This window comes from uncultured Anaerotruncus sp. (genome assembly GCF_902490045.1).
GTDB lineage: Bacteria > Bacillota > Clostridia > Oscillospirales > Ruminococcaceae > Anaerotruncus.
Genome location: NZ_CABUCJ010000080.1, coordinates 1 through 11,142, shown reverse-complemented (window position 1 = coordinate 11,142; position 11,142 = coordinate 1). Strand labels below are relative to the sequence as shown.

Annotated in this window: 8 protein-coding genes and 2 tRNA genes; 6 read left to right on the top strand and 4 right to left on the bottom strand. The window is 59.0% G+C overall.

Going from position 1 to position 11,142, the window contains the following annotated elements:
• The first annotated feature begins 606 nt into the window (after positions 1-606).
• From RDM88_RS08975 to RDM88_RS08950, 6 genes are all read left to right on the top strand, one after another.
• Positions 607-1,377 carry an AAA family ATPase gene (locus RDM88_RS08975; protein WP_308754516.1) on the top strand — a complete coding sequence of 257 codons (771 nt, stop codon included), beginning with the start codon at positions 607-609 and terminating at the stop codon, positions 1,375-1,377.
• Between the two features lie 11 nt (positions 1,378-1,388).
• Positions 1,389-2,246, top strand: coding sequence for a ParB/RepB/Spo0J family partition protein (locus tag RDM88_RS08970; RefSeq protein ID WP_308754515.1), 858 nt, complete (start codon positions 1,389-1,391; stop codon positions 2,244-2,246).
• A gap of 55 nt (positions 2,247-2,301) precedes the next feature.
• Entirely contained in the window at positions 2,302-3,582 is a 1,281-nt protein-coding gene (gene serS / locus RDM88_RS08965; RefSeq protein WP_308754514.1) for a serine--tRNA ligase, read from the top strand.
• Between the two features lie 57 nt (positions 3,583-3,639).
• A complete protein-coding gene (locus RDM88_RS08960) occupies positions 3,640-4,368 on the top strand; it encodes an acyl-ACP thioesterase domain-containing protein (RefSeq protein WP_308754513.1) in 729 nt (242 codons plus the stop codon).
• Positions 4,369-4,452: 84 nt separating this feature from the next.
• Positions 4,453-4,529, top strand: a tRNA-Met gene (locus RDM88_RS08955).
• A gap of 40 nt (positions 4,530-4,569) precedes the next feature.
• Positions 4,570-4,644, top strand: a tRNA-Glu gene (locus tag RDM88_RS08950).
• 458 nt (positions 4,645-5,102) lie between these two features.
• On the opposite strand, the gene RDM88_RS08945 is transcribed toward RDM88_RS08950, so the two are convergent.
• The 4 genes from RDM88_RS08945 to sleB all read right to left on the bottom strand — a co-directional run bounded on the left by RDM88_RS08945 (position 5,103) and on the right by sleB (position 10,847).
• Positions 5,103-7,844 carry a hypothetical protein gene (locus RDM88_RS08945; protein WP_308754512.1) on the bottom strand — a complete coding sequence of 914 codons (2,742 nt, stop codon included), beginning with the start codon at positions 7,842-7,844 and terminating at the stop codon, positions 5,103-5,105.
• Between the two features lie 200 nt (positions 7,845-8,044).
• Positions 8,045-9,508 carry a PH domain-containing protein gene (locus RDM88_RS08940; protein WP_308754511.1) on the bottom strand — a complete coding sequence of 488 codons (1,464 nt, stop codon included), beginning with the start codon at positions 9,506-9,508 and terminating at the stop codon, positions 8,045-8,047.
• Positions 9,501-9,956, bottom strand: a complete 456-nt coding sequence (locus RDM88_RS08935) for a PH domain-containing protein (RefSeq protein ID WP_308754510.1) — start codon at positions 9,954-9,956, stop codon at positions 9,501-9,503. Before RDM88_RS08935 ends, RDM88_RS08940 begins: the two co-directional genes overlap by 8 nt.
• Before the next feature lie 177 nt (positions 9,957-10,133).
• Positions 10,134-10,847 (bottom strand): spore cortex-lytic enzyme, encoded by a 714-nt coding sequence (gene sleB, locus RDM88_RS08930; RefSeq protein ID WP_308754509.1) that lies wholly within the window; start codon positions 10,845-10,847, stop codon positions 10,134-10,136.
• Between the last annotated feature and the right edge of the window lie 295 nt (positions 10,848-11,142).

The window sequence follows — 11,142 nt, the reverse complement described above, 5'->3', positions numbered from 1 at the left end:
AGCCGCCGCGCCGCGGGCGCAATGCCTCTGCCGGCGAGCCTCCGGAACCGTACCTGAGGTGCATCCGGGGAGGCACGAACGGTTTCGCCGAACCTTCCGTCTCTCCCGTTGGGGGAGTCGAGATCAGGTTGAGCCCTCAGCTAGTGTACCCTTGGGGAGCGGCGGTAGTTCGCGGGTTATGGCAAGGTACTCCCGGAGATTCCTAAGAACCCGGCGGAGGGTTCTTAGGCGCCCTTCTTTGGTTCCTTTCTTGGGCGATCAAGAAAGGAACTCGCTGTCGGTCGACTACCGACAAGCCTTCCGGCCGCTGGGCGAAAAATCCAAAACCGACGCTGCGGCGCACGGCGGAACGCGCAAGTAATTCTTGCCGCTTGGAAAGCGGCAATTCCCGTGAAAGCCTCGCCGCTCGATGAGCGGCAAATCTAAAAGCCATCGCCGCCCGCAGGGCACCTCCTCCGTTTCACGTGAAACAATCCCGGAAGGGCAAAACCCCGGGGCGGGGATGGGGAATTTTTGTCGCAGATTGCCCTTTTAAAGCCGCCCGATTTATGCTATAATCGTAACCGTTATGAAATCAGCGGACAAGCCGGGTAAATGGAGGCAAAAATGGGCAAAATCATTGCAGTTGCGAACCAGAAGGGCGGCGTCGGCAAGACGACCAGCGCGGTCAACTTGACGGCGGCGCTCGGGGCGCGCGGGTATAAGGTGCTGCTGGTCGACGTGGACCCGCAGGGGAATTCCACGTCGGGTCTGGGTGTCAACAAGCGCGACCTCAAGCATTCCACCTACGACCTGATGGTCGCGACGGCGCAGCCGGCGGAGGTGCTGCGGCACACGCCGTTTGAAAATGTGGACGTCCTGCCCTCCAATATCTCGCTGGCGGGTGCGGAGATCGAGCTCGTCGAGCTGGACAACCGCGCGATGCGCCTCAAGACGGCGCTGCTGAAGGTGCGGCAGGATTACGACTTCATTTTCATTGACTGCCCGCCCTCCCTCGGCATCATCACGCTCAACGCGTTTGCCGCCTGCGACACGCTGCTGATCCCCATCCAGTGTGAATATTACGCGCTCGAGGGCCTCTCCCAGCTCATGGCGACGCTGCGGCAGGTCAAACGGCTCTACAATCCCTCGGTCGACATCGAGGGGGTACTGCTCACCATGTACGACAGCCGGCTCAATTTGACGGTGCAGGTTGTGGCGGAGCTCAAAAAATACTTTCCGCAGAAGATCTACCGCACGGTGATCCCGCGCAACGTCCGCCTGTCGGAGGCGCCCAGCTTCGGGCAGCCGGTCATGTATTACGACCGCTCCTCCAAGGGATGCGCGGCATACGACGAATTGGCTGAGGAATTCCTCAGGAAGAACCAGAGGGGATAGGGGGTAAGGCATTGGCAAAGGCAAAAGGGGGACTGGGCAAGGGCCTGGAGGCGCTCTTCGCCGACAACTCCACCGACGAGGCGTCCGTCTCGACGCTGGCGGTCAGCGAGATCGAGCCCAACCGCGGCCAGCCCCGCAAGCAGTTCGACCCGGCGGCGTTGGCCGACCTGGCCGATTCCATCCGGCAGCACGGGGTGCTGCAGCCGCTCGTCGTGCGCCCGATGCCCGACGGCAGCTACCAGCTCGTCGCGGGCGAACGCCGCTGGCGCGCCGCGCGGATGGCGGGGCTTTCCCAGGTGCCCGTCGTGATCCGGGAGCTCAGCGACAGCGAGACGATGGCGCTCGCGCTCATCGAAAACCTCCAGCGGGAGGACCTCAACGTGATTGAAGAGGCGATGGGCTACCGGGATCTTATGGAAAATTTTGGGTTAACACAGGAGCAGGTCTCCGCCAAGGTGGGCAAGTCCCGTCCGGTGGTCACCAACGCGCTGCGGCTGCTGGGCCTGCCCGAGGAGGTGCGCGGGCTCCTGTCGGAGGGGAAGCTCTCCGCCGGGCACGCGCGCGCGCTGCTTTCGCTGGGGGAGGAGGAGCTCATCCGGCAGGCGGCGGCGGACACGGTCAAAAAGGGCCTCTCGGTGCGGCAGGTCGAGGCGCTCGCCAAGCGGCAGAAGCAGCGGACGGCCGCTCCCAAGCCGCAGAACGCCTGGGACCAGAGCTTTTTCGCCGAGGTGGAGCTGGCGCTCTCCCAGTGCCTCGCCCGCAAGGTGAAGGTGGAGGGGGAGAACGGCAGGGGCCGGCTGGTCATTGAATTTTACGACGAGGACGACCTGCGGTCGATCGCTTCGTCGCTGGAAAAGAGCGGGGGCTGAGTTTCCACAGGAAGGCCCCGGGGTGTGGAAAAACCGAATTCGGAGGAGAATGGACATGCTGGACATCAAATTTGTACGGACGAATCCCGACGCGGTCAAGGAGAACATCAAAAAGAAGTTCCAGGAGGAGAAGCTCCCGCTGGTGGACGAGGTGATCGACCTCGACCAACGCTACCGCGAGGCCAAGACCCGCTGCGACTACCTGCGCAGCCAGCGCAACACGATCAGCAAGCAGATCGGCGGCATGATGGCCAAGGGGCAGAAAGAGGAAGCCGAGCAGGCGAAGGCGCAGGTCTCCTCGATGGCCAGGGAGCTGGCGGATCTCGAGGAGCAGGAGACGGTGCTTGAAGGGGAGATCAAAAAGCGGATGCTGGTCATCCCGAACATCATCGACCCGTCGGTGCCGGTCGGCAGGGACGACAGCGAAAACGTCGAGGTGGAAAAGTTCGGAGAGCCGGCCGTGCCGGATTTTGAGATTCCCTACCATGTGGAGATCATGGAGAAGCTGCGCGGCATCGACCTCGACAGCGCCCGCCGCACGAGCGGCAACGGCTTCTACTACCTCTGCGGCGATATCGCGCGGCTGCATTCCGCGATCCTCTCCTATGCGCGCGACTTCATGATCGACCGGGGCTTCACCTACTATGTGCCCCCCTTCATGATCCGCAGCAACGTGGTCAACGGGGTCATGAGCTTCGCCGAGATGGAGAACATGATGTACAAGATCGAGGGGGAGGACCTCTACCTGATCGGTACGAGCGAACATTCGATGATCGGCAAATTCATTGACACGATGCTCGAGGAGAGCCAGCTCCCCCAGACGCTGACGAGCTACTCCCCCTGCTTCCGTAAGGAGGTGGGCGCGCACGGCATCGAGGAGCGCGGCGTCTACCGCATCCACCAGTTTGAAAAGCAGGAGATGATCGTCGTCTGCAAGCCGGAGGAGAGCATGGACTGGTTCCAAAAGCTCTGGCGGAACACGGTCGATTACTTCCGTTCCCTCGACATCCCCGTGCGCACGCTCGAGTGCTGCTCGGGCGACCTGGCGGACCTCAAGGTCAAGAGCCTCGACGTGGAGGCGTGGAGCCCCCGCCAGAAGAAATATTTCGAGGTGGGCAGCTGCTCCAACCTCGGCGACGCGCAGGCGCGCCGGCTGGGCATCCGCGTCAAAAACAGGGAGACGGGAAACTACTTCCCCCACACCCTCAACAATACCGTCGTCGCGCCGCCGCGCATGCTGATCGCGTTTTTGGAGAACAACCTCAACGCGGACGGGTCGGTGCGCATCCCGCAGCCGCTGCGGATGTATATGGGCGGCAGGGACGTCATTCGGTAAACGCGCCGCGCCGGCAGGTTCCGGCGGATAGATTGGACGCAAACGGGAGAGACTAACATGGTAGAGGCCTACAAAAAAAAGATTCTGGTGACGGAACCCGAAAGCGACATCACCAGGCGGATGACTTTGTCAAACATCATGCGCCACTCCCAGCAGATGGGCAGCGAGCACATCGCCTCGATGGGCATTGACTACAACCGCATGTACCGGGACGGGATGGTTTTCCTCGTCAACAAGATGCTCATCACGATCGAGCGGCGCCCGCTCTTCGGGGAGGAGCTGCTGCTGACGACGATCCCCCGCAGGCCGAAGGGCGCGCAGTTTATCCGCGACACGATCTTCGAGACGCGGACGGGGGAGAAGCTCATCGAGGTGAGCATCTCCTGGATGCTCGTGAGCCCCGACACGCACAAAATCCTGCGTCCATCGGTCTTCGACGTCTACGGCTTCGAGATGTTCCCCAACGACGGGGAATACATCACCGGCTACCGCATCCGGCGGCCCGAGGCGGAGACGGTCACCCACCTGCGGCAGGTCAAATACAGCGATCTCGATTACAACTTCCATGTGAACAACGCCGTCTATGCCGCCATCGTCTGCGACACCCTGCCGCTGGAGCCGCTCACCGAACGGGAGATCGCCAGCTTCGGCATCGTCTACCAGCGGGAGGCCAAGGCCGGCGAGGTGATCGAACTGGATGTGGCCTCGCTTCCGGACGCCGCCTATTACGTCGGCGGACGGGTCGCGGAGGAACGCTGCTTTGAAGCGGAGATAAAATTCCGCTGACTGCCAAAAATACCTTGACAAACTTTCCTGTATCCAGTATAATGTAATTCGCTCGCTTGTACTTTTTGTATGGGCGGCGGATATGGCGGTATAGCTCAGCTGGCTAGAGCATTCGGTTCATACCCGAAGTGTCACCGGTTCGAATCCAGTTACCGCTACCATTCGCTCGAGCCTCACCGAGAGGTGAGGCTCGACTTATCCGGCCTGTTCGTCAAGTGGTTAAGACACCGCCCTTTCACGGCGGGTTCACGGGTTCGAATCCCGTACAGGTCACCAAAAGGAACGGGACCCTTTGGGGTCCCGTTCCTTTTTTCCCAGAAGGCGGGATTCGAACAGGCAGGCCGCGAACCGAGGCGGAACGGCGAAGGAAAGCGGCAAAAAACGTGCCAGGGGCACGTTTTTTCTGCCGCGGGTAGAATCCCGTACAGGTCACCAAAAATCCCGTCACGGCTTGCCGTGGCGGGATTTTTTCACAGGGGGCTTTACCCCCTATGTGGCGGAGGTTTTCTTCGCTTTGCTCTAAAAACCGCCTGTTCACCCCCATAGGGGAACAGCGGCAGATACCATTGGGCCTGCCGCCGGGAGGACGGTTCCAAACTGGGCAGGCTTGCCAAAAGGAACGGGATCCCAAAGGGTCCCGTTCCTTTCTTTTTCAGAAGCGCGGGATTGGAACAGGCAGGACGCGAATAGGAAAGGGTCCGCTTCCACTGGAAGCGGACCCTTTTGGCACGGCGTTATTTCTTGACCAGCGGCCGGTCGGTAATAATCACATGATTCCCCATCGTGGTGGTGAAATGGAGATATCCCGATTTGTCGAACCAGTAATTCGGCGCAGCGATCTGCGTGATCGATTTGCTGGTCTGGTCGTATGCATAGAAGTAGAGGGTCTGCGTATTGAGCTTGGAAAGATCGGGCTTCACGGTGATCGTGACGGGCATCCCAAGGGAGCCTTTCTGATCGAACCGGATAATCGCCATCTGGTTTACATAAATTTTTTCAAAGGCGGTTCGAACCGAGAGGTCATCGGTCCGCAGACTGAATTTGAGATTCGTTGCGGCCGTCCATTTGGCCGGATCGAAGGAGGCCCGGTAATTGAGAACGTTTTTACCCGTATTGCGGTCCACCTTCCAGTTCTCGATGGAAAGGAGGGTGTTCACCGCCACGCCTTTGTTTGCGGCTGCGGCGTTGGCGGCCTTCACAATGGCGCGCACGGTCTGCGGGGAAATCTCCGTGCCGGTCTTAACGGTAACGGTCGCGATCGTGGAAGTAAGTCCCGCCTTTTTCGCCGCGGCAATCGCGTTGGAAACTGCTGTGGTGGTGCTTTTGGTCACGGTAGCGGAGCGGATGAGGTTTACGTTGGCGGAACCGCCGCCGCCACCGCCGCCGCCGCCACCGCCACCGCCACCGCCGCCACCGCCGCCGCCAGAAGGGGTGACGAGTTTTTTATCGGAGATGACGTAGGCGCCGAGGGAAGAAACAGTGGATGTCCAGCCGGGACGGCCTTGGATATCACTTTCCGTAACATAGGTAAAGTTACTTGTGATATCCGTTAGGGTGTTGTTGCCGCCGATCGAATAGATATAGCAATCTATAGACGGCATATACCATTTTACGGCTAAAGTCAGAACGGCCGGGCCGTCAGGGACCACGGGATGACCCTTAAAGTCATAAAACGCGAGTCGGGCACCTCCGGAAGCGTTATATTTGGTGACGATTGCGCTGTTCCGGTCGGTACTCATCCTCTGTGTCTTAAAACTTTCGGGTACTTGGCCGGGGAATTTCAGCGCGGCGCTTCCATACCATATCAGAGGGTTGGCATTCTCATCGTCCGGCAGCCAAGGATCTGTGGATCCCTTCCCGACAGTCAGCGTAACATCAGGCAGTTCGGGGTCGTCAGGGTTGCCGCCTTTAAAATTTTTGTTCCAATACCGCACCCGGTTGCCGGCAAAATCCGCTACATATACATATTTTACATAATAGGTAATGTTTTGTATTACATTTTCATGCCGGAGGGAAATGGAATAGCGATAGGTGCCGGGAGGGCAAGAATTATCGTCGATATATGTCGCGCGAATGGGCGGCCCATCTCCATGATTGAGGTCCCGCAATGCGATGCTGTCCTCCGGTGAATAGGGGTCGAAACCCGAGCCGTCTCCGTCGGAAACCTGGAGCGTCAGGATGACGCTGTCTGTCTGTCCGAGCTCGATCGTTTCCGGGGCGATGGAGATTCCTTCAAGAATTGGCGCGGTGTTATCCTCCTGCGGATTGACAATCTCAAAAAGGACTTTTCCCAAATCGCTGGAGATATTCTCGGCACCCTCCTCATTCTCGTAGTCTTCTGCATATGGCGACGCATAGTAGACCCGGTAGTTTTCATTTTGGTCTTCTATTGACAGATAAGCCAATCGGTAATTTCCCGCGGATGCATGTGCCGGGACGGTAAGAGCAGCGGTATAAAACCCATTTTGATCCGGCTGGGAAGAAAAGTCGGAAATGCGGAAAGAGAGCTGTTTATCCGGATATTCAAAATTTGCCACCGCACCGTCAATGTCAGAGATCTCCGCGAGGCCTTCGACCTTCACCTTGAGACGGAGGTCAATGGTCTGAGGCGCGCCGTTGAGCGTCACGGCAGAAGTGCCAGCCTCAATGGCTTCCAAGATCGGGGCAGTATCGGCGCTGAACTTGTTATCCACGGTGAAGGTCGGCTGCCATCCCGAAGGAATGAAAAGGGTGGAGGAATAAGCGAAGTGATGCTCCCTATAGCGATCGCTGCAATAATCCTGATCGTTCACCCAGTCGTCCAGGTATTCCAGCTTGTATGTGCCAGAGGAGGCGTAGGGCTTTACATCAATCGTCCCGACAAAGTGATAAATATGATCCTCAGGCGCGCCCGGCTCTTCCTGCCGGTAACACTTTGCACTGAATTCACGTAACGGGTTGTCCTCCGTGTGCATGAATTTCACATAGACGACCCGATTATCCATTTGCTCCTGCGGATAGTACATCTCGACGGTGACCGTGACCGTGCCGCCGTTTTCGATGCTTACCGGAGAAACCGTGATGGACCGGATTTCGCCCTCTTCGGCCTCGGGGGCGTTCACCGGCGCAGGCGCGGAGAGCGTATTGCTCACCTTGGTAATTTCCTCAAGGTCCTCTGGGGTTTCCGGGTCCTCAAACGGACCAGCGCCGGGTTCCTCTCCGGGAGCTTCAGGCTGCTTCGGATCCCCTTTTCCGGGAACTTCCGGCCCGGCGGGCTTCAACTCTTCCGGCGGCGTTACAGGAGCCCCGGGCTCCACGGACGGAGGCAGCGCTGGTTCCTCCGGTGCGGATGGCGGCATGCCTCCGGGCTCAGACGGTTCGGCAGCAGCAGGGGGCTCCTGTTCCGCCGGGACTTCTGCAAACGCTGCAGTCAACGAGCCTAGCGCAAGTACGCAGGCCAGCAAAATTGCAAGGGACAGCTTTAACAGATGTTTCACGCAATACCCTCCTTGTTATCAGTCTCCGCCTCAAGTATAAGGTAGAAATTGGAGAAAGTCAATGATGCTTAAATGTATAATCCCTGTGCAGTATCCCTATGTATAGGGCACTTGTCAAAATGAAAAACTGGCCGTTTGCATAAATAATTTGAGAAAAACATGTGCGCGGCGTGAAGCGCCGCGCACATCATCAGGTAGCCCTATTTTTCTGAAGGAGCCTCGTCCGCGGCGTCGAAGAGCGCGAGCACGCCGTCCCAGTCGAGGTTGCGGATATGGTGGCGGAAGCGCCCCTCCGCGCGGGTGGAAACCTTCAGGTCGCATTTGCGGTCGCCGCGCTGGAGGATGCTCTGTCTGACGTTGACGAGCGCGATTTTATCAAACGAAAATACAACTGTGTGTAGATAATATAGATTTGAATAACGTAACGTATAATAATCTCCCTCTCGGGAAACCCCGGATGAGAGAAAATCCAAAATCCGGACGCCCAAAAACCAGAGGGCGGGCAGGGAGAGCATGAACCCGGCGAACCCGATCAGGCCGGTCCATTTGGGCAGCAGCCAGCAGGCCACGGCCGTGCCGGCGGGAATCAGGACGCAGGGCCAGAAGGGATCGATCAAAAACTTGAAGATGGCCCCGAGGTTGGGCTTGAGGGTGCGGGCGGAAACGGTATACTCGGGTAGCAGTCGGGAGAGGTGCTCGCGGGTCCTTTCGAGGCTGGAAAAAGGGATAACGGCCGACACGTCGGATTTGTCCTTGTTGAAGCCGATCGCGTTGAGGAAGACCGAATAACGCCCGAGCAGGCGGGTTAAAAGGCTCTGCCGGATGTCTACGAAGCTGATGTCGCGGGCGCGCAGGAAGTACTCCTTTTCCACAAGCACGCCGCCGCTGACGTGGAGGGAATCCCCGACACGGAGGGTGCAGAGGTTTTTTGTCTGCAGCAGGTTGATGAGGAAGGCGGCGAGCCAGCCGACGAGCAGCGCGATGGCCACGCCCGCCGCGATGGGCGGAAGGCCAAACGCGACGCGGCGGGAAAGCTCCTCAAAGGTGGCCAGCAGCAGGTCGGCCAGCTCCTGCCCGAGGATCTGGCCCGCCTGGGAGATAAAGGTCGAGATAAATACAATGCCAAGGAAGGAGTTGGAGGTAAAGAGGGAGAGGAACACAACCCCCGAAATCCGGGGACGGTAGGCGGCGCGGACCCCGCCGTCGGACTCTTCCGGAACGCCCCGGCAGAGGGAGAGGATCCGCGCGGCCTCCCGTTCGCCGACATAGAAGGTGATGTCGGCCTTGCCGGCGCCGCGGGCAATCGTATCCACCCGCAGCCGCGCGACCTTCAGCGGCCGCAGCCAGAATGGACGCATCGCCGCGCAGGTGCAGATCCGGTCCGAGGGGATAAAGGTTTCCCGCCTAAAGAATATACCAGAAGTATAAAATATGCCAGAATCGTCCATGTAGTATTCAAAACAATCCCACTTTTTCCAGGCGAGCAAAAAGATGAGCAGGACGGTCAGGATGTCCATCCACGCGCCCGAAACCCACGAAAGCAGGTCGCCCGTCAGTGCGGAGAGGAATCCGCGCGCCAGCGGGATGATCAGCAGGAAGAGAAAGCGGTAGAGAAAGGTCAGCATGGAGAAGGGATGGGCGTGGACGGCGGAGGCCTTACGCATCGGGAGGGCCCCCTTCCTCGTCGGCGGGGGTGAGGAACGCCTGCAGGCGGTCGGCGTCGGCGGGGGGCAGGCCGGGGATGTAGACGGAACTGCCCGCCGCATAGACAAAGAGGGAGCAGACTCCGAAAAGCCGTTCGAGGGGGGAGGAGGCGACGGACGCGTACTGGATGCTTGTTAAGGGAACCGCCTTTACACGCGTATAGATGACGCCGCAGTGGATGAGCAGGCAGCGGCGGTTGAAGCCATAGGAGAGCTTGCGGTATTTGATGGGATAATAGAATATGTAGAAATAGAGAAAAGCCGCCATCCAGGCAGCGGTAAAAAGCCACCACACCCAGTTGATGCGGGGCGAAAAGAAGGCGGAAAAAAAGGAGGGCACAAGCGCCACGAGGAGCAGGCGGATGCGCCACACCGTGAGGATCTGCAGGTCGGGTTTCTTTAAAAGCATGAGCGGACTCCATCCCGGCTTTTGGCAAAAAGCCTGAGCAAACAGATTTTCTTTCCGGCGGAGGACCCGCCGCGGAAACTGCGATACCTATATTATAATGGAAACGGCAGGGAAAAAACATCCCCTGCCGCAAAAAATGAAATACAAATAGTAATAAGAAAGATAAAATATACTGAATCAGCTGCAAAACAGGTGTGCGCCGATCCGTTTGATCACCGGCCGGGTGCGGATCCACTTGTTGGAGGTCTTGTCGGGGTTATAATAGTAGAGCGCGCCGCCCGACGGGTCGGAGCCGGCCAGCGCCTCGCGCGCGGCCTTGCGCGCCGATTCGGCGACCGCCTCGTTGATCTGCCCGTCGGTGATCGCGGTGAACGCGCCCGGCTGGTAGACGACGCCCGGGAGCGTGTCGGGGAAGGAGGGGTGTTCCACCCGGTTGAGCACCACCGCGCCCACCGCGACCTGTCCCTCAAACGGTTCGCCCCGCGCCTCCGCCGAGATGATGTTGGCCAGCAGCGCGATGTCGCTCTCCGAATAGCCGCCGCTTCCCCCCGTCTGCTGCGGGCTGGAGATGCCCATGGCCCGGAGCGTCGCGCTGCCCGCGATCCCGTCGACCGCCAGGCCGTTTTTCCTCTGGAAGTCCATGACGGCTTTTTTCGTCTGGACCCCGAAAATGCCGTCGACCTCACCGGAGTAATAGCCCCAGGTTTTGAGCTTCTGCTGGATCTGTCGCACCTCGTTGCCGCGCGAGCCCTGCTTGGAGAGAACGTCGGTTGTCCGCCACATGCGCGCGGCAAAGACGCCCAGGGCGATCAGCAGCAAAAGGGCAAGGGAAAAAGAGATGGTGCGGATGAGCAGGACCGGACGCGCATCCGCGCCGTGTTCTTTCGACATGGTGAAAACCTCCTTGCAGGCACGGGAAACGCCCGCGCCGCGGTTAGTTGCAGTATGCGCGCCGCGGGCCGGATTATGCGTTTCCGGGGGAAGAAAGGGGGCGGGAAGAGGCGGTGCGGGGACTTTTACGGGAAATTTGCGATTATTGAAAAAAAGTTTTACAAACCAGTTGACATCCCCGGTGTTCTATGGTATTATAACAAAGCTGTCCCGTGCGTCACATCCACAATTTGGACGGCACAGCACCTTGAAAAATGAACAACGAGAGAAGAGAAACGAGGAACCCAAGACGAAG

Bases quoted from the DNA above. Each gene is read 5' to 3' on its own strand.
- RDM88_RS08975 (WP_308754516.1), top strand. From the start codon at position 607: ATGGGCAAAATCATTGCAGTTGCGAACCAGAAGGGCGGCGTCGGCAAG.
- serS (WP_308754514.1), top strand. From the start codon at position 2,302: ATGCTGGACATCAAATTTGTACGGACGAATCCCGACGCGGTCAAGGAG.
- RDM88_RS08960 (WP_308754513.1), top strand. From the start codon at position 3,640: ATGGTAGAGGCCTACAAAAAAAAGATTCTGGTGACGGAACCCGAAAGC.
- RDM88_RS08940 (WP_308754511.1), bottom strand. From the start codon at position 9,508: ATGCGTAAGGCCTCCGCCGTCCACGCCCATCCCTTCTCCATGCTGACC.
- RDM88_RS08935 (WP_308754510.1), bottom strand. From the start codon at position 9,956: ATGCTTTTAAAGAAACCCGACCTGCAGATCCTCACGGTGTGGCGCATC.
- sleB (WP_308754509.1), bottom strand. From the start codon at position 10,847: ATGTCGAAAGAACACGGCGCGGATGCGCGTCCGGTCCTGCTCATCCGC.